This is a genomic window from Escherichia sp. E1V33 (genome assembly GCF_004211955.1).
Lineage (GTDB): Bacteria > Pseudomonadota > Gammaproteobacteria > Enterobacterales > Enterobacteriaceae > Escherichia.
On record NZ_RHJI01000006.1, the window covers coordinates 15,472 to 41,016 of the forward strand.

The window sequence follows — 25,545 nt, forward strand, 5'->3', positions numbered from 1 at the left end:
GATTAGCGCCCCGCCCGTTCACGACTGACTCTCGCCAGCCACTCTGAAATCAACAGGGAGATCATCGCCAGCACAATAGAAATAATGCACAGTCTCGCTGCGCCGCTTTCACCGCCTGGAGTCTGGATCAGGGTATACATGGCAGAAGGAATGGTCCGCGTTTCGCCTGGAATGTTCGAAACAAAGGTGATCGTTGCGCCAAATTCACCGAGCGAACGAGCGAACGCCAGTACCGTACCGACGATAATTCCCGGCAACGTCAGCGGTAATGTGATAGTAAAGAAAACACGCCAGCGCCCGGCCCCCAGCGTTCTTGCGGCTTGTTCAAGTTTGACATCAACCCCTTCCAGCGCCAGACGAATCGCCCTCACCATCAGCGGAAAAGACATGACTGCGGCAGCGAGAACCGCGCCGCGCCAGCTAAAGGCGAAGGTAATGCCAAACCAGTCATACAGGCGTTCGCCGATAAATCCGCGCCGCCCCATAGAAACCAGCAGCAGATAACCGACAACCACTGGCGGTAACACCAGCGGTAGATGCAGTACGCTATCGAGCAGAGCTTTGCCCGGAAACGTGCAACGCACCAGTAACCAGGCAAAAAAGATCCCAAACGGCAGGCTAAACAGCACAGCCAGGGAAGAAACTTTCAGGCTTAGCAAAACCGCCTGCCATTCTGGATCGGTCAGTATCATTACTTAGCTGTAAATCCGTAACGTTTAAAGATTTCCGCTGCCTGCGGCCCTTTCAAATAATCATAAAATGCTTTCACCGTGGCGTTGTTATGTCCTTCCACGACAGCAACCGGATATTCCACTTTTTTATGCGAATCTTCCGGGAAGGTGGCGACTACTTTTACCCCTTTGCTGGCAACTGCGTCAGAACCGTAGACAATGCCCAGAGGCGCTTCGTTACGTTCGACCAGCGCCAGCGCCCCACGTACATCTTCTGCTGGGGCCAGTTTCGGAGAGAGCGTATCCCATGCGCCCAGTTTTTGCAGTGCTTCTTTCGCATAAATGCCAGCAGGAACATGTTCAGGATCGCCAACAGCCAGACGACCGCCATTCAGCAGCGAAGTCCAGTTGGTTTTGCTGTCGATGGTGAAATCTTTCTGCTCGCTGGCTTTCGCTGCTACAACGACCAGGCTATTGCCGAGCAGTGTCTGACGCGTAGCTGTATCGATCGCTTTTTTATCATCCGCATAATCCATCCATTTCTGATCGGCAGAAATAAACAGATCCGCAGGCGCACCCGCTTCAATCTGACGGGCCAGGGTAGAAGACGAGGCAAAAGAAGAAACCACATCCACGCCTTTCTCTTTTTTATACTGCGTAGCAATGTCCTGCATTGCGTTCGTCAGCGATGCTGCCGCAAAAACCGTGATTTTCCCTTCGTCCGCCAATGCATTGCCAGCAACAGTGAAAGAGAGTGCCGCTCCGGCAACCAGATTTAACCATTTACGCGCCATTTATAACCCCTTTATATAACGTTATGTAGGCGTCAATATAACGGTAAGTTCAGAATTTTCCCAGCAGTTATTGTTAACCTTTGAGAGGTAGCTAGAAAAAATATCGGCAGGAAAAGCAGGAAGTTGAGAAAAAAGATAACGCCCGCAAAAGCGGGCATTCAGGGAATCAATGATTTTGTCTGGGCTGGTCTTTTTTACCAACACCAGAAAAGATGTTGAATACTTCACCAAGACCGTAAATCAGACCCAGGATGATGGCCATCACGACAGGTACCATAATTACGGCGAATACCAGACTTTTTAATAACTCTAACATGGTCAACTCCAGATGTAGTCCTGTGACTATTCTAACCGTTAAACACAGAAAAGCACTCCCCTTTTGTGCGGTCAGCTTTGCGTGGCGCTCATTTTCCGTCACAATAAGATTTTTGCCAGGACATTGTTATGCAGGCCGAAATCCTTCTCACCCTTAAGCTTCAACAAAAGCTCTTTGCCGACCCACGCCGCATTTCACTACTAAAACATATTGCGCTTTCCGGTTCCATCAGCCAGGGGGCGAAAGATGCCGGTATCAGCTATAAAAGCGCCTGGGATGCCATTAACGAAATGAATCAGTTAAGCGAGCATACGCTGGTTGAGCGCGCAACAGGCGGAAAAGGCGGCGGCGGTGCGATGCTGACTCGCTATGGCCAACGACTGATTCAGCTTTACGATCTGCTCGCCCAGATCCAGCAAAAAGCCTTTGATGTGTTAAGTGATGACGACGCCCTGCCGCTCAATAGTCTGCTGGCAGCCATCTCACGTTTTTCACTGCAGACCAGTGCCCGTAACCAGTGGTTCGGTACGATCACCGCTCGTAATAATGATGATGTTCAACAACATGTAGACGTGTTACTGGCAGACGGTAAAACGCGCCTGAAAGCCGCGATTACCGCACAAAGCGGTGCGCGTCTGGGGCTGGATGAAGGCAAAGAAGTGTTGATTCTGCTGAAAGCGCCGTGGGTGAACATTACCCAGGATGACGCTGTAGCCCAGAGTGCCGACAACCAATTGCCGGGCATTATTCGCCATATAGAGCGAGGCGCAGAACAATGCGAAGTGTTAATGGCGTTACCTGACGGGCAAACCTTGTGCGCCACGGTGCCGGTAAATGAAGCAGCTTCTCTTGAACAAGGGCAGAATGTCACGGCTTACTTCAACGCCGACAGCGTGATTATCGCCACGCTTTGCTAAGCGTGTTGACAATTTGTTATGAAACACGTATCCCTGTCATTAATCGCTGCAAAAAATGGGATACAAAATGTCATCATTGCAAATTTTGCAAGGCACGTTTCGTCTTAGCGACACAAAAACGCTGCAATTGCCTCAGCTAACGTTAAACGCGGGTGATAGTTGGGCGTTTGTCGGTTCTAACGGTAGTGGCAAGTCGGCGCTGGCCCGCGCGCTGGCGGGAGAACTTCCACTATTGAAAGGTGAACGGCAAAGCCAGTTTTCCCACATCACTCGTCTCTCCTTCGAGCAATTGCAAAAGCTTGTCAGCGACGAATGGCAGCGCAATAACACCGATATGCTCGGCCCTGGCGAAGATGACACCGGGCGTACCACGGCTGAGATCATTCAGGATGAAGTTAAGGATGCACAGCGTTGCACGCAGCTGGCGCAGCAGTTCGGCATTACCGCCCTTCTCGACCGACGCTTTAAATACCTTTCCACTGGCGAGACGCGTAAAACCCTGCTGTGTCAGGCACTGATGTCGGAGCCTGACTTATTGATTCTTGATGAACCGTTCGATGGTCTGGATGTTGCCTCACGTCAGCAACTGGCAGAATTACTCGCCTCGTTACATCAGTCCGGTATTACCCTGGTACTGGTGCTCAATCGCTTCGATGAGATCCCGGAATTTGTCCAGTTTGCCGGCGTGCTGGCGGATTGCACGTTAGCGGAAACTGGCGCTAAAGAGGAACTACTCCAGCAGGCACTCGTTGCGCAACTAGCGCACAGTGAACGGCTTGATGGCGTGCAACTGCCGGAACCAGATGAACCTTCGGCGCGTCACGCCCTGCCCGCCAACGAACCGCGCATTGTGCTGAACAATGGCGTGGTTTCTTATAACGATCGCCCCATTCTTAATAACCTTAGTTGGCGGGTGAATCCGGGCGAGCACTGGCAAATTGTCGGGCCAAATGGCGCGGGAAAATCAACGTTATTGAGCCTTATCACTGGCGATCATCCGCAGGGATACAGCAACGATTTAACGCTTTTCGGCCGACGTCGCGGCAGCGGTGAAACCATCTGGGACATCAAAAAACATATTGGTTACGTCAGCAGTAGTTTGCATCTGGATTACCGTGTCAGTACTACCGTGCGTAACGTTATTCTTTCGGGCTATTTTGATTCGATTGGCATTTATCAGGCCGTTTCGGATCGCCAGCAAAAGCTGGTGCAGCAGTGGCTGGATATTCTCGGCATTGATAAACGCACGGCTGACGCTCCTTTCCATAGTCTTTCCTGGGGACAGCAGCGTCTGGCGCTGATCGTCCGCGCACTGGTGAAGCATCCCACATTGCTTATTCTCGACGAACCATTGCAGGGGCTTGATCCACTGAATCGCCAGCTTATTCGCCGTTTTGTTGATGTGCTGATTAGCGAAGGTGAAACGCAATTGTTGTTTGTTTCACACCACGCTGAAGATGCGCCAGCTTGTATTACCCATCGTCTGGAGTTCGTGCCGGATGGTGGACTCTATCGCTATGTGCTGACAAAAATAAATTGAGTCGGTAGTGCCGGATGTGGCGTAAACGCGTTATCCGGCCCACGGTCAGACGCATCCAGGCATGAAAACGCGTCTTTTTTTCAGATAAAAAGCGCAACCATTCACAAACCCTCTGTTTTATAATCAATTAATCACGCATAAAAAATGGCTAAATTCTTGTGTAAACGATTCCACTAATTTATTCCATGTCACACTTTTCGCATCTTTGTTATGCTATGGTTATTTCATACCATAAGCCTAATGGAGCGAATTATGAGAGTTCTGGTCACCGGTGGTAGCGGTTACATTGGAAGTCATACCTGTGTGCAATTACTGCAAAACGGTCATGATGTCATCATTCTTGATAACCTCTGTAACAGTAAGCGCAGCGTACTGCCTGTTATCGAGCGTTTAGGCGGCAAACATCCAACGTTTGTTGAAGGCGATATCCGTAACGAAGCGTTGATGACCGAGATCCTGCACGATCACGCTATCGACACCGTGATCCACTTCGCCGGGCTGAAAGCCGTTGGCGAATCGGTACAAAAACCGCTGGAATATTACGACAACAATGTCAACGGCACTCTGCGCCTGATTAACGCCATGCGCGCCGCTAACGTCAAAAACTTTATCTTCAGCTCCTCCGCCACCGTTTATGGCGATCAGCCCAAAATTCCTTACGTTGAAAGCTTCCCGACCGGCACACCGCAAAGCCCTTACGGCAAAAGCAAGCTGATGGTGGAACAGATCCTCACCGATCTGCAAAAAGCCCAGCCGGACTGGAGCATTGCCCTGCTGCGCTACTTCAACCCGGTTGGCGCGCATCCGTCGGGCGATATGGGCGAAGATCCGCAAGGCATTCCGAATAACCTGATGCCGTACATTGCCCAGGTTGCCGTAGGCCGCCGCGACTCGCTGGCGATTTTTGGTAACGATTATCCGACCGAAGACGGTACTGGCGTGCGCGATTACATCCACGTAATGGATCTGGCGGACGGTCACGTCGTGGCGATGGAAAAACTGGCGAACAAGCCAGGCGTACACATCTACAACCTCGGCGCTGGCGTAGGCAGCAGCGTGCTGGACGTGGTTAATGCCTTCAGCAAAGCTTGCGGAAAACCGGTTAACTATCATTTTGCACCGCGTCGCGAGGGCGACCTTCCGGCCTACTGGGCGGACGCCAGCAAAGCCGACCGTGAACTGAACTGGCGCGTAACGCGCACACTCGATGAAATGGCGCAGGACACCTGGCACTGGCAGTCACGCCATCCACAGGGATATCCCGATTAAGGAACGACCATGACGCAATTTAATCCCGTTGATCATCCACATCGCCGCTACAACCCGCTCACCGGGCAATGGATTCTGGTTTCACCGCATCGCGCTAAGCGCCCCTGGCAGGGGGCGCAGGAAACGCCAGCCAAACAGGTGTTACCTGCGCACGATCCAGATTGCTTCCTCTGCGCAGGTAATGTGCGGGTGACAGGCGATAAAAACCCCGATTACACCGGGACTTACGTTTTCACTAATGACTTTGCGGCCTTGATGTCTGACACGCCAGATGCGCCAGAAAGCAACGATCCGCTGATGCGTTGCCAGAGCGCGCGCGGTACCAGCCGGGTGATCTGTTTTTCACCGGATCACAGTAAAACGCTGCCAGAGTTAAGCGTTGCGGCATTGACAGAAATCGTCAAAACCTGGCAAGAGCAAACCGCAGAGCTGGGAAAAACGTATCCGTGGGTGCAGGTATTTGAAAACAAAGGTTCGGCGATGGGGTGCTCTAATCCACATCCGCACGGCCAGATTTGGGCAAATAGCTTCCTGCCTAACGAAGCTGAGCGCGAAGACCGCCTGCAAAAAGAATATTTTGCCGAGCAGAAATCGCCAATGCTGGTGGATTATGTTCAGCGCGAGCTGGCAGACGGTAGCCGTACCGTGGTCGAAACCGAACACTGGTTAGCCGTTGTACCTTACTGGGCTGCCTGGCCGTTCGAAACGCTGCTGCTGCCCAAAGCCCACGTTTTGCGTATAACCGATTTGACCGATGCCCAGCGCAGCGATTTGGCACTGGCGTTGAAAAAGCTGACCAGTCGCTATGACAACCTCTTCCAGTGCTCTTTCCCCTACTCTATGGGCTGGCACGGCGCGCCGTTTAATGGCGAAGAGAATCAACACTGGCAGCTGCACGCGCACTTTTATCCGCCTCTGTTGCGCTCCGCCACCGTACGTAAATTTATGGTCGGTTATGAAATGCTGGCAGAAACCCAGCGTGATCTGACGGCAGAACAGGCAGCAGAGCGTTTGCGCGCAGTCAGCGATATCCATTTTCGCGAATCCGGAGTGTAAGAAATGAGTCTGAAAGAAAAAACACAATCTCTGTTTGCTAACGCATTTGGCTACCCTGCCACTCATACCATTCAGGCGCCTGGCCGCGTGAATTTGATTGGTGAACACACCGACTACAACGACGGTTTCGTTCTGCCCTGCGCGATTGATTATCAAACCGTAATTAGCTGTGCGCCACGCGATGACCGTAAAGTTCGCGTAATGGCAGCCGATTATGAAAATCAGCTTGACGAGTTTTCCCTTGATGCGCCCATTGTCGCTCATGAAAACTATCAATGGGCTAACTACGTTCGTGGCGTGGTGAAACATCTGCAACTGCGTAACAACAGCTTCGGCGGCGTGGACATGGTGATCAGCGGCAACGTGCCGCAGGGTGCCGGGTTAAGTTCTTCCGCCTCACTGGAAGTGGCGGTCGGAACCGTATTGCAGCAGCTTTATCATCTGCCGCTGGACGGCGCACAAATCGCGCTTAACGGTCAGGAAGCAGAAAACCAGTTTGTTGGCTGTAACTGCGGGATCATGGATCAACTTATTTCCGCGCTCGGCAAGAAAGATCATGCCTTGCTGATCGACTGCCGCTCGCTGGGGACCAAAGCGGTTTCCATGCCGAAAGGCGTGGCTGTGGTCATCATCAACAGTAACTTCAAACGTACCCTGGTTGGCAGCGAATACAACACCCGCCGTGAGCAGTGTGAAACCGGTGCGCGTTTCTTCCAACAACCGGCCCTGCGCGATGTCACCATTGAAGAGTTCAACGCCGTAGCGCATGAACTGGACCCGATCGTAGCGAAACGTGTGCGTCATATCCTGACTGAAAACGCCCGCACCGTTGAAGCTGCCAGCGCGCTGGAGCAAGGCGACCTGAAACGTATGGGCGAGTTGATGGCAGAGTCTCATGCCTCTATGCGCGATGATTTCGAAATCACCGTGCCGCAAATTGACACCCTGGTCGAAATCGTAAAAGCTGTGATTGGCGACAAAGGTGGCGTACGCATGACCGGCGGTGGATTTGGTGGCTGTATTGTCGCCCTGATCCCGGAAGAGCTGGTGCCTGCCGTACAGCAAGCTGTCGCTGAACAATATGAAGAAAAAACAGGTATTAAAGAGACTTTTTACGTTTGTAAACCATCACAAGGAGCAGGACAGTGCTGAACGAAACTCCCGCACTGGCACCCGATGGTCAGCCGTACCGACTGTTAACTTTGCGTAACAACGCAGGGATGGTAGTCACGCTGATGGACTGGGGTGCGACTTTACTTTCAGCCCGTATTCCGCTTTCCGATGGCAGCGTCCGCGAGGCGCTGCTTGGCTGCGCCAGCCCGGAATGCTATCAGGATCAGGCCGCGTTTCTGGGGGCCTCTATTGGTCGTTATGCCAACCGCATCGCCAATAGCCGTTATACCTTTGACGGTGAAACCGTGACACTTTCGCCAAGTCAGGGCGTTAACCAGCTGCACGGCGGCCCGGAAGGATTCGACAAACGTCGCTGGCAGATTGTGAACCAGAACGATCGTCAGGTGCTGTTTGCCCTGAGTTCAGATGATGGCGATCAGGGTTTTCCAGGTAATCTCGGCGCGACGGTGCAATATCGTCTGACCGACGATAACCGTATCTCCATTACCTATCGCGCCACAGTTGATAAACCTTGCCCGGTGAATATGACTAATCACGTCTATTTCAATCTTGACGGCGAGCAGTCTGACGTGCGCAATCACAAGTTGCAGATTCTGGCGGACGAATATCTGCCGGTTGATGAAGGTGGCATTCCGCACGACGGCCTGAAATCTGTCGCCGGGACCTCTTTTGATTTCCGCAGCGCCAAAATCATCGCCAGTGAGTTTCTTGCCGACGACGATCAGCGCAAAGTGAAAGGTTACGATCACGCGTTCTTGTTACAGGCCAAAGGCGATGGCAAGAAAGTGGCGGCGCATCTCTGGTCAACAGATGAAAAATTGCAGCTGAAGGTCTACACCACCGCCCCGGCTCTGCAATTTTACTCCGGCAATTTCCTCGGCGGCACACCGTCGCGGGGAACCGAACCTTACGCCGACTGGCAAGGGCTGGCGCTGGAAAGCGAGTTTCTGCCGGACAGCCCGAACCACCCTGAATGGCCGCAACCGGACTGCTTCCTGCGTCCTGGCGGAGAGTATTCCAGCCTGACGGAATATCAGTTTATTGCTGAGTAATGTTAAGCCCTCGTCATGAGGGCTTTATCCTCATATTGTTCAAACCACAAGCAAACACCGACATATTTGCAACTCAATATTCACAACAACCTTACACTGCGACACTATTTTCGCTATGGTTATGCGTAAGCATTGCTGTTGCTTCGTCACGGCAATATAATGAGAATTATTATCATTAAAAGATGATTTGAGGAGTAAGTATATGGCTGTAACTAAGCTGGTTCTGGTTCGTCATGGCGAAAGTCAGTGGAACAAAGAAAACCGTTTCACCGGTTGGTACGACGTGGATCTGTCTGAGAAAGGCGTAAGCGAAGCAAAAGCAGCAGGTAAGCTGCTGAAAGAGGAAGGTTACAGCTTTGACTTTGCTTACACCTCTGTGCTGAAACGTGCTATCCATACCCTGTGGAATGTGCTGGACGAACTGGATCAGGCATGGCTGCCCGTTGAGAAATCCTGGAAACTGAACGAACGTCACTACGGTGCGTTGCAGGGTCTGAACAAAGCGGAAACTGCTGAAAAGTATGGCGACGAGCAGGTGAAACAGTGGCGTCGTGGTTTTGCGGTGACTCCGCCGGAACTGACTAAAGATGATGAGCGTTATCCGGGTCACGATCCGCGTTACGCGAAACTGAGCGAGAAAGAGCTGCCGCTGACTGAAAGCCTGGCGCTGACCATTGACCGCGTGATCCCTTACTGGAATGAAACCATTCTGCCGCGTATGAAGAGCGGTGAGCGCGTGATCATCGCTGCACACGGTAACTCTCTGCGTGCGCTGGTGAAATATCTCGATAACATGAGCGAAGAAGAGATTCTTGAGCTGAATATCCCGACTGGCGTGCCGCTGGTATATGAGTTCGACGAGAACTTCAAACCGCTGAAACGTTATTATCTGGGTAATGCTGACGAGATCGCGGCGAAAGCAGCGGCAGTTGCTAACCAGGGTAAAGCGAAGTAAACGTCATTCGCTTAAAAATGAGAAAGCCGACTGCAAATGAGTCGGCTTTTTTGTTTTTCGTCGCTACTAATGGAGCACATTGCCTGATGCGACGCTGCGCGTCTTATCAGGCCTACGGTGATTCATCGGATACGCCACTCTGACGGCGCATCCTACAACTAAACTTTACCCGCGACGCGCTTTCACTGCATTCGCCAGTTGACGTAATAGAGCATCGGTATCATCCCAGCCAATGCAGGCATCGGTGATGCTCTTACCATAGGCCAGCGGCTCCCCGCTCTCCAGGCTCTGATTGCCTTCAACCAGATGACTTTCCACCATCACGCCAATAATGGCTGTTTCGCCACCGGCAATCTGCTGGCAAACGTCAGCACATACATCCATCTGTTTTTTAAACTGTTTGGACGAGTTGGCATGGCTGAAATCGATCATCACCTGAGCTGGCAGACCTGCTTTGTTCAGCCCTTCTTTCACTTCAGCAACGTGCTTCGCGCTGTAGTTAGGCTCTTTACCGCCACGCAGAATGATATGGCAATCGCCGTTACCGCTAGTGTTCACAATCGCCGAATGACCCCATTTGGTCACTGACAGGAAACAGTGCGGTGCACCAGCGGCATTAATGGCATCGATAGCCACTTTAATCGTACCGTCTGTGCCATTTTTAAAACCTACTGGACAAGAAAGACCAGACGCCAGTTCGCGGTGCACCTGCGATTCCGTGGTACGTGCACCAATTGCGCCCCAGCTCATCAGGTCAGCGAGATACTGAGGAGTGATCATATCGAGGAATTCACCCGCAGCTGGCAGACCGCTGTCGTTAATATCGAGCAGCAATTTACGGGCAATACGCAAACCGTCGTTGATCTGGAAGCTATTGTCCATATGCGGATCGTTAATCAGCCCTTTCCAGCCCACCGTGGTGCGTGGCTTTTCAAAATAGACGCGCATTACGATTTCCAGGTCGGCTTTCAGCTCTTCACGTAGCGCCAACAAGCGAGTTGCGTACTCTTTAGCCGCTACAGGATCATGAATTGAGCACGGACCAATCACCACCAACAGGCGATCATCATTACCTTTCAGGATCTTATGGATTGCTTTTCGGGCATGAGCAACCGTATTCGCGGCATTTTCAGTAGCAGGGAATTTTTCCAGCAATGCGACAGGAGGAAGTAACTCTTTGATTTCTTTGATGCGTAAATCGTCGTTCTGATAATTCATGTCTTTTCCAGTGTTGCCATACTTATCTTGGTGAATGCAATCCTTCCAATCTATATCTTCCGTCAGAATGTGTAAACGGGGTTTTACACTATGGACGGAATAATCCTGGAATCGGCAAGAAATACGCCAGATTGTCGCGAAAAACGAGATCTCTCCTACAATTTCTAACTGTAACTCCTTTGCTTGTTAATTTTTTCAAGATTCTCTGCTGGATCTATTCTTCTGGCTGAAATCTTCAACCATTGCCTGATATTCACCTGCAAATGCACTGTTGGAAGAGGTTATCCGACATAACGACCATAACAGGAGCATCCTATGAAAATGACAAAACTGGCCACACTATTTCTGACTGCCACTCTAAGCCTTGCCAGCGGTGCCGCACTGGCTGCCGATAGCGGAGCGCAAACCAATAACGGCCAGGCAAACGCCGCAGCTGATGCGGGCCAGGTAGCCCCTGACGCCCGTGAAAATGTCGCGCCAAATAACGTCGACAATAACGGGGTAAATACCAACTCGAGTGGGACTATGCTGCACCCGAATGGTTCATCCATGAATAATGACGGCATGACCAAAGACGAAGAGCACAAAAACACCATGTGCAAAGATGGTCGCTGCCCGGACATCAATAAAAAAGTCCAAACCGGGGATGGTATCAACAATGATGTTGATACCAAAACCGACGGTACTACGCAGTAAGCCAGGATATATGGCTGATAATGGGAGAGCGGAGGCTCTCCTTTTTAATTTTTCCCTTCTAAAAGCAGTATGATGTCATAAAGTTAAGTGAGATAAATTAAGGGATGACTCGTCATGGCGCACTCACACACTTCCCCACACCTGCCAGAAGATAATAATGCTCGTCGCTTGTTGTATGCTTTCGGCGTAACTGCCGGGTTTATGCTGGTAGAAGTCATTGGCGGTTTTCTTTCCGGTTCCCTGGCATTGCTGGCTGATGCCGGACATATGTTGACCGATACAGCCGCCTTGCTCTTCGCCCTACTTGCGGTGCAATTTTCTCGTCGTCCTCCCACCATTCGCCACACTTTCGGCTGGCTTAGGCTGACTACACTCGCGGCGTTTGTGAATGCCATTGCCCTCGTGGTAATTACCATTTTGATTGTCTGGGAAGCGATAGAACGCTTCCGCACGCCGCGTCCGGTCGAGGGCGGCATGATGATGGTCATTGCTGTGGCGGGACTACTGGCGAATATTGTTTCTTTCTGGTTACTTCATCACGGTAGTGAAGAGAAAAACCTCAACGTGCGCGCAGCGGCACTGCATGTATTGGGCGATCTGCTGGGTTCCGTTGGCGCTATTGTCGCCGCGTTGATTATTATCTGGACCGGCTGGACACCTGCGGACCCTATTCTCTCGATACTGGTGTCGCTTCTGGTTCTGCGCAGCGCGTGGCGATTATTGAAAGACAGCGTGAATGAATTACTTGAAGGTGCGCCTGTTTCACTGGATATCGCTGAAATGAAACGCCGCATGTGTAGGGAAATCCCGGAAGTCCGTAATGTGCATCATGTACATGTGTGGATGGTGGGCGAAAAGCCGGTGATGACGCTGCATGTGCAGGTGATCCCGCCACACGATCACGACGCGTTGTTAGATCAGATCCAACACTATCTGATGGATCACTATCAGATTGAGCACGCCACCATTCAAATGGAATATCAACCTTGTCATGGGCCAGACTGCCACCTGAATGAAGGGGTGCCTGGCCATTCACATCATCATCATTAATGGGACAGCGCGCGCGAGCCTCTCTCGCGTGCGCTGTTGATCCACATCCGGCTGCCGTTAAGGGCAATAAACGTCAGGATCAGATACTCCAGCGACATGGCATAGACGCCCTGCAAGGCGAAAATCACCACGCTAATTACGTTAATAATGACCCATAGCAACCAGTTTTCGACGTATTTTCGCGTCATCAGAATCATTGCTACGATGGATAACACCATCATGCAGGAATCCCAGAACGGGAAAGCGTCCGGTTGCAGTTCAGGCATCGCAACCTGTAATCCTAACGCTTGCATGATCATGACTGCCACGCGGGTCAAAAATGCAAACACCGGATTGATAAATACCGTCATCAGGCCAATAGCAATGACACAAACCGCCAGCCAGGTTAATGCCTTCGGCAATGGCAACCAGCGAATTTTCAACTCGGTTTCATGTTGACTGGTTTGTCGCGACCACGCATACCAGCCGTAAATATTCGCGGCAAAGAAAAACACCTGTAATAGCAGGCTGGCATACAGCTGAATCTGAAAGAAAATAATGCCAAACAGGGTGACGTTGATCAGGCCAAAGAAGTAGTTGCTGATCTTCTCCAGACTGGCAAGGCCAATACACAGCAACCCGGCAATCGTGCCTACCGCTTCGATCCATGAGAGATCGTAACCGGCTGCCCCAATTGGTATATGCACCAGGATATTCTGCACACTAAAAAAATCCATCGTTCCCCCAAAGCGTAATGTGACGCCTTATTGTCAGTTATCCACGTAGTGTAGCCGCAAAATCCAGCATGCGATTGAGCGGCACTAACGCCCTCTCTCGCAGTTTTTCATCAACATGCACCTCGTGTTTGCTTCCTCCCTGTTCCAGGGCCTCTGCAATGGCCTGAAGGCCATTCATTGCCATCCACGGGCAATGAGCACAACTTCGACAGGTTGCGCCCTCACCAGCGGTTGGCGCTTCCAGCAATTCTTTATCTGGCACTGCCTGCTGCATTTTGTAGAAAATGCCCCGGTCAGTCGCCACAATCAGTTGCTGATGCGGCAAAGTTTTTGCAGCGTTAATCAACTGACTTGTGGAACCAACAGCATGGGCCACATCGACAATAGCTTGTGGTGACTCCGGATGCACCAGTATGGCAGCATCGGGGTACTGTTTTTGTAAGTGAGTTAACGCCTGAGTCTTAAACTCGTCATGAACAATACAGGCGCCTTGCCAGCATAAGATGTCTGCGCCTGTCTGTTTTTGCACGTAACGCCCCAAATGTTTGTCTGGTGCCAAGATGATTTTTTCACCCAAACTATCCAGATGATCAATGAGTTCGACAGCAATGCTTGAAGTTACCACCCAATCTGCACGCGCTTTTACCGCAGCGGAAGTGTTAGCGTAGACGACGACAGTACGATCGGGATGGGCATCGCAAAATGCGTTGAATTCTTCAATCGGGCAGCCGAGATCCAGTGAGCATTCAGCCTTAAGTGTTGGCATAAGAATTGTTTTTTCCGGGCTGAGAATTTTGGCGGTTTCCCCCATAAATCTCACCCCAGCGACTAATAGCGTAGAAGCGGAATGCTTTGCACCGAAGCGGGCCATTTCCAAAGAATCTGAAATACAGCCACCGGTTTCTTCAGCCAGTTGTTGAATTTCGGGGTCGGTATAGTAGTGGGCAACCATCACCGCATTACGTTCTTTTAGCAGACGTTTTATCTTCTCGCGGTAATACGCTTTTTCATCAATGCTTAACGGCGTCGGCTTCGGGGGGAAAGGATAAATCGCCGTTTCAGGATCAAACATCACGCTCATTTGGCCATCTCGTTTTACAGGCTTAACGTTTAAACCGATATTAAGCGTCAGTTTCGCTGCAATCGGCCGAATTTGTTTTATATGCTAAACAAGATAGTCGAATGGTGGGGAAAAGTCACTCGAATTACGTATGAGATGGCGAATGCCACACTTTGCGTCTTATTCCTCCAACGTAGAGTTGTTTACGCAGCAAGCGCGGAATATGTTATCAGGGTTAAGAATTGAAATTGAGAGATGCCTGAATAGCAAAAAAGCGCCTTTAGGGCGCTTTTTTGCATTGGTGGGTCGTGCAGGATGACTCGCTTCGCTCGCCCTTCGGGTCGTCGCCGCAAGCGGCTCCGTTGTTTCGCTACGCTCAACTCGAACCTGCAGCAGGTTCGAATCTTTGAATATCGCAGATAGCAAAAAGGCGCCTTTAGGGCGCCTTTTTACATTGGTGGGTCGTGCAGGATTCGAACCTGCGACCAATTGATTAAAAGTCAACTGCTCTACCAACTGAGCTAACGACCCCTTGCGGGATTATGCTGCTTTAATCATTCAGGATGGTGGGTCGTGCAGGATGACTCGACTTCGTCTCGCCCTTCGGGCCGTTGCTAACGCAACGTTATCCTTCACGTTCTCTACCAGTAACCACCTTTAAATTGGTGGGTCGTGCAGGATTCGAACCTGCGACCAATTGATTAAAAGTCAACTGCTCTACCAACTGAGCTAACGACCCATACGGGTGTTACCTGAAAGATTTTTACTCGGGACCAATCTTTAAAATTGGTGGGTCGTGCAGGATGACTCGCTTCGCTCGCCCTACGGGCCGTTGCTGGCGCAACGTTATCCTTCACGCTTAACATCTGAGTTTGATGTTAAAACTGGTGGGTCGTGCAGGATTCGAACCTGCGACCAATTGATTAAAAGTCAACTGCTCTACCAACTGAGCTAACGACCCGAGTGGTGGGTGATGACGGGATCGAACCGCCGACCCCCTCCTTGTAAGGGAGGTGCTCTCCCAGCTGAGCTAATCACCCGATACTGCGCTGGATACTACAAACTACTTCCACCGACCACCACCGCAATTAGTGGTGGGTCGTGCAGGATTCGAACCTGCGACCAATTGATTAAAAGTCAACTGCTCTACCAACTGAGCTAACGACCCGGTGGTGGGTGATGACGGGTTCGAACCGCCGACCCCCTCCTTGTAAGGGAGGTGCTCTCCCAGCTGAGCTAATCACCCGATACTACGCTGGATACTACTTAAAGTGGTGGGTAGTGCAGGATGACTCGACTTCGTCTCGCCCTTCGGGCCGTTGCTGACGCAACGTTATCCTTCACGTTTTACTACCGCTTCCACCTTAGCGATTGGTGGGTCGTGCAGGATTCGAACCTGCGACCAATTGATTAAAAGTCAACTGCTCTACCAACTGAGCTAACGACCCACTTTTTCGTTGCTTTCGGTTTGTTTGATATCCCGTGGCAACGGCGGCATATATTACTGATTTCAGACTTGAGCGCAACAAAAATTTCGATGCAGATCACTCAACTGCTTATGATTCGCACGACACGACCAGAAATAATGCGACTTCTGGTCGTGTGTTATGCATTACATCGCGTTCAGACGTTTTTGCGCCTGTTTAGCACCATCAGTACCAGGGTATTTACTGATAACCTGCTGGTATACAGCTTTCGCTTTTGCGGTGTCACCTTTGTCCTGCATGATGACGCCGACTTTAAACATCGCATCTGCAGCCTTTGGTGACTTCGGATAGTTTTTCACTACCGAAGCAAAATAGTACGCCGCATCATCTTTCTTACCCTTGTTGTAGTTTAACTGACCCAGCCAATAATTAGCGTTGGGAAGGTAAGTTGAATCAGGATAATTTTTGATGAAATTCTGAAATGCCACCATTGCGTCATCCTGGCGGGATTTATCCTGCACCAGCGCAATAGCTGCATTGTAATCCGTGTTTGCATCACCGCTTTTCACCGGCGCGCCAGCATTCGCAGTACCTGCATCAGCTGTTGGCGTCGTTGCCGCCGCCGCCCCGCTTTGATCGCCGCTGGCTGATTGTGCCGCTGCACCACCGCTGCTAAGGCTATCGATCTGCAACAAGATCTGCTTCTGCCGCTCCACGACCTGATTCAGTTGATACTGATTTTCCTGAATTTGACCACGCAGGGAATCAATATCGGACTGATTATCAGAGAGTTGTTGCTGGAGTTGAGTCAAAAGCTGGCTGTGAGCATTAGAAATACGCTCAAGTTGAGTGACGCGGTCTTCGACCGAGCCTGAGCCGACACTACTGATTGGTGCCTGAGCAAAAGCGGCCCAGGGGGCCGCTATACCAACCAGTAACGACAGACTCAATAGTTGATGTCTGAAGTTACTGCTCATGCAATTCTCTTAGTAAACCAGTACCGCACGACGGTTTTTGGAGTATGCCGCTTCGTCATGACCCAGTACTGCAGGTTTTTCTTTACCGTAAGAAACGATGGAGATCTGGTCTGCAGAAACGCCTTTACCCTGCAGGTACATCTTAACGGCGTTCGCACGACGTTCGCCCAGGGAGATGTTGTATTCCGGAGTACCACGTTCGTCCGCGTGACCTTCTACGGTGACTTTGTAAGACGGGTTGCTACGCAGGAAGTTTGCGTGTGCATCCAGCATTTGAGCGAAGTCAGAACGGATATCGTATTTGTCCAGATCGAAGTAAACGATGTTGTTCTGCTGCAGCTGTTGCATTTGCAGACGAGCCTGCTCTTCGGAAGACATGTTGCCATTTCCGCCGTTCGCATCCATGCCAGTGCCGGCACCCAGCATGCCTTCGCTGCCGTCATTGCTGGCGTTCTTGTTGGAAGAACATGCCGCAATTGCCATAACAGGCAGAGCAATCATCAGCCCTTTCAGCACTTTGTTCAGTTGCATTTCAATGATTCCTTTACTATTCAATTAATTATTATCACAGATACGGCGACCAGGCAGGGAATTTGACCTGTCCATCAGTTGCCGGAAGACGCGCTTTGAAACGCCCATCTGTAGAAACCAAATTCAGCACGGATCCCATCCCCTGAGAAGAGCTGTAGATTACCATAGTGCCGTTAGGTGCCAGACTTGGCGTTTCATCCAGGAACGTTGAGGAGAGAACTTGTACGCCTCCCGTTACCAGATCTTGTTTGGCAATGTGCTGCTGCCCACCATTGGAGCTGACCATTACCATAAATTTACCGTCGCTGCTGACATCCGCATCCTGGTTCTGAGAACCTTCCCAGGTAATACGTTGCGGCGCACCGCCGTTGATATTCACTTTATAAACCTGCGGACGACCGGCCTGGTCAGAGGTGAAGGCCAGGTTCTGACTATCTGGGAACCAGGTCGGTTCGGTGTTGTTGCTGCGACCATCTGTAACCTGACGGATTTGACCAGAGGCTAAATCCATTACGTACAGATTCAGGCTACCGGTTTTCGACAGCGCGAAAGCCAGTTTGCTGCCGTCTGGCGAGAATGCAGGCGCACCGTTGTGACGCGGGAATGAAGCAACCTGACGCACCGCACCGTTAGCTAACGTCTGGATAACCAGCGCGGAACGACCGCTTTCGAAGGTAACATAAGCCAGTTTAGAACCATCCGGTGACCACGCCGGAGACATCAGCGGCTGCGGTGAACGGTGAACTACAAACTGGTTGTAGCCATCATAGTCAGACACGCGCAACTCATACGGGAACTGGCCGCCATTGGTCTGAACAACATAGGCAATACGGGTACGGAACGCACCTTTAATGCCGGTCAGTTTTTCAAACACTTCATCACTGGCGGTATGGCCAGCGTAACGCAGCCACTGTTTGTTTACTTTGTATGAGTTCTGAGCAAGCACAGTACCCGGTGCACCGCCGGTATCAACCAACTGATAAGCGACATTGTAAGAACCATCCGGATTCGGAGTTACCTGGCCGACAACGACAGCGTCAATGCCCAGCGCAGACCATGCAGCAGGTTGAACTTCCTGCGCGCTACCCGGCTGTTGAGGCAGACGAGCGCGATCTAACGGATTAAATTTACCGCTGTTACGCAAGTCAGCAGCAACGATGCCGCCAATATCTTCAGGTGCCGCACCAGGCCCCGCCCACTGGAATGGAACGACACCAATAGGACGACCGGAATCTACACCACTGTCGATCACAATGCGGACTTCAGCATGCAGAACTGACGCCCACAATATGAGAAAACCAAATGCTACTCGTAATGCCTGCTTCATCATATCTCCCTTATCTGGACAGATAGTCCACGATAATTTAGCAGAATGTTAACAAACTCAAATACACAAAACTACCAGAACCCTACGACAACCGGTGTCTGATGTTGACCGTCGTGACGACCAACATCGCGATTACGGTTTGAAGTCCAATGGCGCGTTTTTGAACACTTCATATACTGCCTGGCTTGGTGGTTTCGGGATCTTCGCAAGTTTAGCTGCTGCCAACGCAGCTTGACAAAGTGCGGGATCGCCACCTTCAGGTTTGATATCCAGTAACATGCCATCTGGTGCCAGTTTTATGCGCAACGTACAGGTTTTGCCTGCATAAGACGAAGCATCATAAAACTTACTTTCGATAGCAGATTTAATCTGCCCGGCATAGTTATTGATATCTGCGCCTGATGCGCCATTGTTTTTAGTATTACCACTCCCGGCAGGCGAAGCATTGTTCCCTTTCGCCCCTCCCCCCGTTTTCGGTGCATTCTTACCAGAGCTTAGCTCACCGAAAATATCATCTGCCTCTGCGGCAGCTTTTGCTGCAGCGGCTTTTTCAGCTGCTGCTTTTGCAGCTGCCGCTTTTTTGTCTGCGGCGGCTTTTTCTGCCGCTGCTTTCTTATCAGCTGCAGCCTTTTCAGCAGCCGCTTTTTCTGCTGCTTTTTTGTCGGCTGCAGCTTTCTCTGCTGCCGCTTTCTTATCAGCTGCAGCCTTTTCAGCAGCCTCTTTCTTCTCAGCTTCTGCCTTGGCTTTTTCAGCAGCTTCAGCTGCCGCTTTCTTTCTTGCTTCCGCAGCCGCTGCTTCTGCTGCTTCCGCTTTCTTCTTCAGCGCCGCTGCAGTTTTGGCGGCTTCGGCCTCAGCTTTTTTCTGCGCTTCTGCTGCGGCTTTGGCGGCCTCTGCTTCTGCTTTTTTCTTCGCGTCCGCAGCCGCTTTCTTCGCAGCTTCTTCCGCAGCTTTAGCATCCGCTTCGGCCTTCGCTTTAGCATCTGCCGCAGCTTTCGCTGCCGCCTCTTCCGCTTGTTTTTGCTTTAACTCAGCTTGTTTAGCCGCTTCTTCAGCCTGCTTTTTCTGTTCCTGAGCAGCTAAACGTTCTTTTTCAATTTGCTTCAGGCGTTCCTGTTCTGCAGCTTGTTTCTCGCGCAGCTCTTCAGCAGCCTGCTGTTCCTGTTTCTTACGCTGTTCTTCAGCACGCTGCGCACTTGATTCCTGGCTTTGCATGCGCTTGTACTGCTCAACTACTGCACCTGAATCAACCATGACGGCGTCGATGGATGAACCACCGCCGCCACCGGCTGAAGCTTCTATATTCTCATCGAACGAACTCCAGATCAGCGCCGCAAATAAAATGATATGCAGCACTGCTGAAATAATTATCGCCCGTTTGAGCTTGTCGTTTTGTTCGGTTGCCTTTGACACTCTCGGTTCCCAAAAACTGTTCGCCTGTTACCCGCTCTCTTAAAGCAAGGGAAACGCAGATGTTTAAATAGGCTGCGTCATTAAACCAACCGATTTCACACCCGCACTGTGTAACAAGTTCAGCGCTTTAATTATTTCATCGTAAGGCACATCTTTTGCGCCACCGATCAGAAAGACCGTTTTCGGGTTGGCCTTGAAACGGCTGGATACTTCCGCCACCACCTGCTCTGGTGGCAAACGCTCCAGACGATCTTTCTCAACCACCACGGTGTACTGACCAATACCAGACACTTCAACTATCACAGGCGGATTATCGTTACTGCTCACTGCCTGCGATTCAGTAGCGTCCGGCAGATCGACCTCCACGCTCTGGGTAATAATTGGCGCCGTTGCCATAAAGATCAGCAGCAGCACCAGCAGTACGTCCAGCAACGGTACGATGTTGATTTCGGACTTGAGATCGCGACGACCTCGTCCACGCGCTCTGGCCATGGCTTACCCCTTGTTGCTCTCGCTAACGGTAAACGCCTGGCGGTGCAGAATGGCGGTGAACTCTTCCATAAAGTTGTCGTAGTTCAGCTCCAGTTTGTTGACGCGCTGGTTCAGACGGTTGTAAGCCATAACCGCAGGGATTGCGGCAAACAGACCGATAGCCGTGGCGATCAACGCTTCTGCGATACCCGGCGCAACCATTTGCAGCGTCGCCTGTTTCACCGCGCCGAGCGCGATAAAGGCGTGCATGATCCCCCAGACTGTACCGAACAGACCGATATACGGGCTGATGGAACCCACTGTGCCGAGAAACGGAATGTGCGTTTCCAGATTTTCCAGCTCACGGTTCATGGAAATACGCATCGCGCGCGACGCTCCTTCCACTACAGCTTCCGGTGCATGGCTGTTGGCACGATGCAGGCGCACAAATTCTTTGAACCCACTGTAAAAGATTTGTTCCGACCCCGAGAGATTATCTCGTTTTCCCTGGCTCTCCTGATAGAGGCGAGAAAGTTCGATTCCAGACCAGAATTTATCCTCAAACGCTTCGGCTTCGCGGGCCGCTGCGTTAAGAATACGGGTCCGCTGGATAATAATGGCCCAGGATGCGATTGAAAAACCAATCAAAATCAACATGATAAGTTTAACCAGAAGGCTCGCCTTCAGGAACAAATCAAGGATATTCATGTCAGTCACTGCTTAAACTCCGCGACAATAGACTTGGGAAGCGCACGAGGCTTCATTTTGAGTGGGTCAACGCAAACAATCAGAACCTCGGCTTCATTCAGCAGAGTATTCTCAGCGTTGACAATACGTTGCGTGAAAACCAAAGAGGTGCCACGCATTGATGTTATTTCAGTCTGTATTTCTAGCATATCGTCGAGCCGCGCAGGCGCGTAATACTCCACCGTCATCTTACGCACCACGAAGGCAACGCGTTCAGCCATCAGCGCCTGTTGACTGAAGTGATGATGACGCAGCATCTCTGTGCGTGCTCTTTCATAAAAAGCGATGTAACTGGCGTGGTACACCACACCACCGGCATCGGTATCTTCATAGTAGACGCGAACCGGCCATCGAAACAGCGTTGTATTCACTTTACATCCCGGTAATGCAACAAAAATTAGAACTTTTAAACGCTGCTACTATACGCGCGCGATTGAGGTTTGGGAATGAGGGCAAGTTAAGGGAGCGTAAAAATTTATGGACTGTTGAAGGTCCATAAATTTTTAAAGAGAATTCTGATTTAAAAGAAGAAGAAAATCAGCCCGACAATGAGAACAATATCGGCAAGCAGTGGGCAAAAAATCCCTTGCCAAAGAACCTTCTGCGGACGAAAACCCACACCGTGAATTACGCCAGCACAGACGGCCCACATCAGCAATAAACCATGCCAGATTTCCAGTTCACTGGTCTTCGCGGCAAAACGTGATGGGTCCCAAAACATACATCCTGCTAACAGAAGCGCCATCACGAAGGAAAGCGCCCGCAGGGGGCGCTTGTCCATTACCGCATACAAGGTTGCGATAATCTTACTCATCAGCTGTCTTCTTGACCGGCTTTGCCTGATTCGACGTGCTCAAGCGCCAGCGCGGTGATTACCCCAAACGAACAGGCAAGAAGCGTTCCCAGAATCCATGCGAAATACCACATTTTTAGCTCCTTACTTAGTACAGAGAGTGGGTGTTACGTTCAATATCTTCTTTGGTGATACGTCCGAACATTTTCCAGTAACACCAGGTGGTGTAGAGCAGAATGATCGGTACCAGAACCACCGCAACCCAGGTCATGACGTTAAGCGTCAGTTGGCTGGAAGTTGCATCCCACATTGTCAGACTTGCGTTCATCATGGTGCTGGACGGCATCACAAACGGGAACATTGCGATACCGGCAGTCAGGATGATGCAGGCCAACGTCAGGGAGGAGAACACAAACGCCCACGCGGCTTTATCCATACGTGCAGTCAGAATGGTCAGCAGCGGCAGAACCACACCCAGCGCCGGAATAGCCCACAGAATCGGCGTGTTGTTGAAGTTAACCAGCCATGCGCCAGCTTCACGAACCACTTCTTTATTCAGCGGGTTAGAGGCCGCGTAATGGTCCATTGTTGATTTCACAACATAACCATCGATACCGTACATCACCCACACGCCAGCCAGTGCGAAGCACACCAGAGTCACCAGCGCCGCCACCTGAGCCGTTGCACGGGTACGCAGGTGCAATTCGCCAACGGTACGCATTTGCAGATAGGTTGCGCCCTGAGTGATGATCATCCCGACGCTCACCACGCCTGCCAGCAGGCCGAACGGGTTAAGCAACTGGAAGAAGTTACCGGTGTAGTACAGACGCAGATATTCATCAACGTTGAACGGTACGCCCTGCAACAGGTTACCGAACGCCACACCAATCACCAGCGGCGGAACGAAGCTACCAATGAAGATGCCCCAGTCCCACATGTTACGCCAGCGGGTTTCTTCAATCTTGGAACGGTAATCAAAACCGACCGGACGGAAGAACAGTGACGCCAGAACGAGGATCATCGCGACATAGAAGCCGGAGAACGCAGCGGCATAGACCATCGGCCAGGCAGCAAACAGTGCGCCGCCTGCGGTGATCAGCCATACCTGGTTACCGTCCCAGTGTGGCGCGATGGAGTTAATCATAATTCGACGCTCGGTGTCGTTACGACCGAGGAAACGGGTGAGCATGCCCACCCCCATGTCGAAACCGTCAGTGACTGCAAAACCAATCAGCAGAATGCCAACCAGCAGCCACCAGATAAAACGCAATACTTCATAATCGATCATTTGACGACTCCTGTCTTAGCGTGCCGGCTGAGTAGTCGTGGAAGACTGCTCAAAGTGATAGCGACCGGTTTTCAGGCTGCTTGGGCCAAGGCGTGCAAATTTGAACATTAAGAACAATTCTGCCACCAGGAACAGGGTATACAGGCCGCAAATCAGTACCATCGAGAAGATGAGATCGCCTGCGGTCAGCGACGAGTTCGCCACGGCGGTAGGCAGCACTTCACCGATAGCCCACGGTTGGCGACCATATTCGGCAACGAACCAGCCCGCTTCTACAGCAATCCACGGCAGCGGAATACCGTACAGCGCAGCACGCAGCAGCCATTTTTTCTCGCCAATGCGGTTGCGGATGACACTCCAGAAGGAGAGCGCAATGATTGCCAGCAGCAGGAAGCCACACGCCACCATGATACGGAACGCGAAGTACAGCGGCGCTACACGCGGAATGGAGTCTTTGGTTGCCTGTTGAATCTGCGCTTCAGTCGCATCAGCCACGTTCGGCGTATAGCGTTTCAGCAGCAGACCGTAACCGAGGTCTTTCTTCATGCTATTGAACTGGTCACGGACAGCCTGGTCGGTAGAACCAGAACGCAGTTGCTCGAGCAGAGAGTATGCCTTCATCCCGTTACGGATGCGTTCTTCGTGCTGCACCATCAGCTCTTTCAGGCCGATAACCGGTGTATCCACGGAACGCGTTGCGATAATACCCAGAGCGTAAGGGATCTGGATCGCAAATTTGTTCGTCTGCTCATCCTGATCAGGAATACCGAACAGAGTAAAGGCAGCAGGTGCAGGTTGAGTTTCCCACTCGGCTTCAATAGCAGCCAGTTTGGTTTTCTGCACATCGCCCATTTCGTAACCAGATTCATCACCCAGAACAATAACAGACAGAACGGCAGCCATACCGAAGCTGGCAGCGATAGCGAAGGAGCGTTTAGCGAAGGCGAAGTCACGGCCTTTCAGCATATACCATGCGCTGATACCGAGGATGAACATCGCGCCAGTCACATAACCAGAGGCTACAGTGTGAACGAATTTCACCTGAGCAACCGGGTTAAGCACCAGCTCGGAGAAGCTCACCATCTCCATACGCATAGTTTCGAAATTGAAATCCGACGCGATTGGGTTTTGCATCCAGCCGTTCGCAACCAGAATCCACAGTGCGGACAGGTTTGAACCGAGCGCCACCAGCCAGGTGACACACATATGCTGAACTTTACCCAGACGATCCCAACCGAAGAAGAACAGACCTACAAAGGTGGATTCGAGGAAGAAGGCCATCAGACCTTCGATTGCCAGCGGCGCACCGAAGATATCCCCTACATAGTGGGAATAGTAAGACCAGTTAGTCCCGAACTGGAACTCCATGGTCAGACCGGTTGCCACGCCCAGAGCGAAGTTGATACCAAACAACTTGCCCCAGAACTTGGTCATATCTTTATAAATCTGTTTGCCGGAAAGGACGTAGACCGTTTCCATAATGGCCAGCAGGAACGCCATACCGAGCGTCAGTGGCACAAAAAGGAAGTGGTACATCGCGGTCAAGGCAAACTGTAAGCGCGACAGTTCGACTATATCTAACATCATGACTCCTTGCTCATCGCATGAAGACTCCGAGAGTGAACCCCGTTAGAAAGGGTCACACGCATGCCCCAATACAAATGTATTTGCTCGCCCCTATCGTTGCCATTTCATCAAAAGAGGAAAAGACAATGATAAAAAGTTACAAATATGTTAATGAATAAACCAAATTGATCCCGTAATTATATTACGCCGCAAAATCCTTACAATAAACAGGTTTTTATTGAGCAAATTTGCATTTTTCGACAGTGATCAATTTATAGCGAAATTGTCACCACATCACCAATTTGATCTACAACAATTTATCGCGTTTTACTGATTTTTTTCAAGATTTAAAAATTGATTTATATCAAAATCAATCAGATATGTTAATTACATGTAAACTATAGATCATTAGTGATTTTATTGTTAATTTATTGTGAAATATTAAAGCGTGATATTTATCGCTGTGGAAAGATATAGATAAAAAACCAGTATTTTATTTAACAAGGGCACCTTGCCAACTTTTTATAAGACTAATTGATTAGATTAGCCAATTTGTTGCCATTT

General features: G+C 50.8%; 26 protein-coding genes, 7 tRNA genes and 1 other RNA gene. 9 read left to right on the top strand and 25 right to left on the bottom strand.

Going from position 1 to position 25,545, the window contains the following annotated elements:
* Positions 1-2 precede the first annotated feature (2 nt).
* From modB to acrZ, 3 genes are all read right to left on the bottom strand, one after another.
* Positions 3-692: a molybdate ABC transporter permease subunit gene (modB, locus tag D9742_RS06065; RefSeq protein ID WP_130236325.1), complete on the bottom strand. Its 690-nt coding sequence runs from the start codon at positions 690-692 to the stop codon at positions 3-5.
* On the bottom strand, positions 692-1,465 hold the full coding sequence (gene modA, locus D9742_RS06070) for a molybdate ABC transporter substrate-binding protein (RefSeq protein ID WP_130236326.1): 774 nt from the start codon (positions 1,463-1,465) through the stop codon (positions 692-694). The genes modB and modA overlap by 1 nt, the downstream gene beginning before the upstream one ends.
* 166 nt (positions 1,466-1,631) lie before the next feature.
* Complete coding sequence (acrZ, locus tag D9742_RS06075; RefSeq protein WP_047623924.1) at positions 1,632-1,781, bottom strand: multidrug efflux pump accessory protein AcrZ; 150 nt, start codon at positions 1,779-1,781, stop codon at positions 1,632-1,634.
* A 128-nt stretch (positions 1,782-1,909) separates the two neighbouring features.
* Here acrZ and modE point away from each other — a divergent pair, with 128 nt between their 5' ends.
* The 7 genes from modE (at position 1,910) to gpmA (ending at position 9,704) form a co-directional block, all read left to right on the top strand.
* A complete protein-coding gene (gene modE / locus D9742_RS06080) occupies positions 1,910-2,698 on the top strand; it encodes a molybdenum-dependent transcriptional regulator (RefSeq protein ID WP_130236327.1) in 789 nt (262 codons plus the stop codon).
* A gap of 67 nt (positions 2,699-2,765) precedes the next feature.
* Positions 2,766-4,238: a molybdate ABC transporter ATP-binding protein ModF gene (gene modF, locus D9742_RS06085; protein WP_130236328.1), complete on the top strand. Its 1,473-nt coding sequence runs from the start codon at positions 2,766-2,768 to the stop codon at positions 4,236-4,238.
* A gap of 252 nt (positions 4,239-4,490) precedes the next feature.
* Positions 4,491-5,507, top strand: a complete 1,017-nt coding sequence (gene galE, locus D9742_RS06090) for a UDP-glucose 4-epimerase GalE (protein ID WP_033559629.1) — start codon at positions 4,491-4,493, stop codon at positions 5,505-5,507.
* Between the two features lie 9 nt (positions 5,508-5,516).
* Complete coding sequence (gene galT, locus D9742_RS06095) at positions 5,517-6,563, top strand: galactose-1-phosphate uridylyltransferase (protein WP_130236329.1); 1,047 nt, start codon at positions 5,517-5,519, stop codon at positions 6,561-6,563.
* 3 nt (positions 6,564-6,566) lie between these two features.
* The gene (gene galK, locus D9742_RS06100; protein WP_000053416.1) at positions 6,567-7,715 is read left to right on the top strand and encodes a galactokinase; all 1,149 of its coding nucleotides are present in this window, start codon (positions 6,567-6,569) and stop codon (positions 7,713-7,715) included.
* Positions 7,709-8,749, top strand: coding sequence for a galactose-1-epimerase (gene galM / locus D9742_RS06105; RefSeq protein WP_130236330.1), 1,041 nt, complete (start codon positions 7,709-7,711; stop codon positions 8,747-8,749). The genes galK and galM overlap by 7 nt, the downstream gene beginning before the upstream one ends.
* A gap of 202 nt (positions 8,750-8,951) precedes the next feature.
* Entirely contained in the window at positions 8,952-9,704 is a 753-nt protein-coding gene (gene gpmA / locus D9742_RS06110; protein ID WP_001295305.1) for a 2,3-diphosphoglycerate-dependent phosphoglycerate mutase, read from the top strand.
* 165 nt (positions 9,705-9,869) lie between these two features.
* On the opposite strand, the gene aroG is transcribed toward gpmA, so the two are convergent.
* Positions 9,870-10,922: a 3-deoxy-7-phosphoheptulonate synthase AroG gene (aroG, locus tag D9742_RS06115; protein WP_130236331.1), complete on the bottom strand. Its 1,053-nt coding sequence runs from the start codon at positions 10,920-10,922 to the stop codon at positions 9,870-9,872.
* Positions 10,923-11,237: 315 nt separating this feature from the next.
* Here aroG and D9742_RS06120 point away from each other — a divergent pair, with 315 nt between their 5' ends.
* On the top strand, positions 11,238-11,618 hold the full coding sequence (locus D9742_RS06120; protein WP_130236332.1) for a YbgS-like family protein: 381 nt from the start codon (positions 11,238-11,240) through the stop codon (positions 11,616-11,618).
* A gap of 114 nt (positions 11,619-11,732) precedes the next feature.
* Complete coding sequence (gene zitB / locus D9742_RS06125; RefSeq protein ID WP_130236333.1) at positions 11,733-12,668, top strand: CDF family zinc transporter ZitB; 936 nt, start codon at positions 11,733-11,735, stop codon at positions 12,666-12,668.
* Here zitB and pnuC read toward each other — a convergent pair.
* The 21 genes from pnuC to cydA form a co-directional block, all read right to left on the bottom strand.
* Positions 12,665-13,384, bottom strand: coding sequence for a nicotinamide riboside transporter PnuC (gene pnuC / locus D9742_RS06130; RefSeq protein ID WP_130236334.1), 720 nt, complete (start codon positions 13,382-13,384; stop codon positions 12,665-12,667). The genes zitB and pnuC overlap by 4 nt on opposite strands.
* Before the next feature lie 37 nt (positions 13,385-13,421).
* Positions 13,422-14,465 (bottom strand): quinolinate synthase NadA, encoded by a 1,044-nt coding sequence (nadA, locus tag D9742_RS06135; protein WP_130236335.1) that lies wholly within the window; start codon positions 14,463-14,465, stop codon positions 13,422-13,424.
* A 278-nt stretch (positions 14,466-14,743) separates the two neighbouring features.
* Positions 14,744-14,875: non-coding RNA, RtT sRNA (locus tag D9742_RS06140), on the bottom strand.
* A gap of 24 nt (positions 14,876-14,899) precedes the next feature.
* Positions 14,900-14,975, bottom strand: a tRNA-Lys gene (locus D9742_RS06145).
* 132 nt (positions 14,976-15,107) lie between these two features.
* Positions 15,108-15,183 (bottom strand) — tRNA-Lys (locus D9742_RS06150).
* Positions 15,184-15,329: 146 nt separating this feature from the next.
* A tRNA-Lys gene (locus D9742_RS06155) sits at positions 15,330-15,405 on the bottom strand.
* Positions 15,406-15,408: 3 nt separating this feature from the next.
* Positions 15,409-15,484, bottom strand: a tRNA-Val gene (locus D9742_RS06160).
* A gap of 52 nt (positions 15,485-15,536) precedes the next feature.
* Positions 15,537-15,612, bottom strand: a tRNA-Lys gene (locus D9742_RS06165).
* Positions 15,613-15,614: 2 nt separating this feature from the next.
* Positions 15,615-15,690 (bottom strand) — tRNA-Val (locus D9742_RS06170).
* 126 nt (positions 15,691-15,816) lie between these two features.
* Positions 15,817-15,892: transfer RNA gene (locus tag D9742_RS06175), tRNA-Lys, on the bottom strand.
* Positions 15,893-16,056: 164 nt separating this feature from the next.
* Entirely contained in the window at positions 16,057-16,848 is a 792-nt protein-coding gene (gene cpoB, locus D9742_RS06180; RefSeq protein ID WP_130214946.1) for a cell division protein CpoB, read from the bottom strand.
* A 9-nt stretch (positions 16,849-16,857) separates the two neighbouring features.
* Positions 16,858-17,379 (bottom strand): peptidoglycan-associated lipoprotein Pal, encoded by a 522-nt coding sequence (pal, locus tag D9742_RS06185; RefSeq protein ID WP_001295306.1) that lies wholly within the window; start codon positions 17,377-17,379, stop codon positions 16,858-16,860.
* Positions 17,380-17,413: 34 nt separating this feature from the next.
* Positions 17,414-18,706 (bottom strand): Tol-Pal system beta propeller repeat protein TolB, encoded by a 1,293-nt coding sequence (gene tolB, locus D9742_RS06190; protein ID WP_010352214.1) that lies wholly within the window; start codon positions 18,704-18,706, stop codon positions 17,414-17,416.
* Positions 18,707-18,838: 132 nt separating this feature from the next.
* Positions 18,839-20,116, bottom strand: a complete 1,278-nt coding sequence (tolA, locus tag D9742_RS06195) for a cell envelope integrity protein TolA (protein ID WP_130236336.1) — start codon at positions 20,114-20,116, stop codon at positions 18,839-18,841.
* Between the two features lie 63 nt (positions 20,117-20,179).
* Positions 20,180-20,608 (bottom strand): colicin uptake protein TolR, encoded by a 429-nt coding sequence (gene tolR, locus D9742_RS06200; RefSeq protein WP_000090097.1) that lies wholly within the window; start codon positions 20,606-20,608, stop codon positions 20,180-20,182.
* Positions 20,609-20,611: 3 nt separating this feature from the next.
* Positions 20,612-21,304, bottom strand: coding sequence for a Tol-Pal system protein TolQ (gene tolQ, locus D9742_RS06205; protein ID WP_000131310.1), 693 nt, complete (start codon positions 21,302-21,304; stop codon positions 20,612-20,614).
* Positions 21,301-21,705, bottom strand: coding sequence for a tol-pal system-associated acyl-CoA thioesterase (gene ybgC, locus D9742_RS06210; protein ID WP_001098372.1), 405 nt, complete (start codon positions 21,703-21,705; stop codon positions 21,301-21,303). The genes tolQ and ybgC overlap by 4 nt, the downstream gene beginning before the upstream one ends.
* A 149-nt stretch (positions 21,706-21,854) precedes the next feature.
* Entirely contained in the window at positions 21,855-22,148 is a 294-nt protein-coding gene (ybgE, locus tag D9742_RS06215) for a cyd operon protein YbgE (protein WP_000034602.1), read from the bottom strand.
* Positions 22,148-22,261, bottom strand: coding sequence for a cytochrome bd-I oxidase subunit CydX (gene cydX / locus D9742_RS06220; RefSeq protein WP_000270283.1), 114 nt, complete (start codon positions 22,259-22,261; stop codon positions 22,148-22,150). Before cydX ends, ybgE begins: the two co-directional genes overlap by 1 nt.
* Positions 22,262-22,275: 14 nt before the next feature.
* Positions 22,276-23,415, bottom strand: a complete 1,140-nt coding sequence (cydB, locus tag D9742_RS06225; RefSeq protein WP_130222229.1) for a cytochrome d ubiquinol oxidase subunit II — start codon at positions 23,413-23,415, stop codon at positions 22,276-22,278.
* 15 nt (positions 23,416-23,430) lie between these two features.
* Positions 23,431-24,999 (bottom strand): cytochrome ubiquinol oxidase subunit I, encoded by a 1,569-nt coding sequence (gene cydA, locus D9742_RS06230; RefSeq protein WP_010331061.1) that lies wholly within the window; start codon positions 24,997-24,999, stop codon positions 23,431-23,433.
* Between the last annotated feature and the right edge of the window lie 546 nt (positions 25,000-25,545).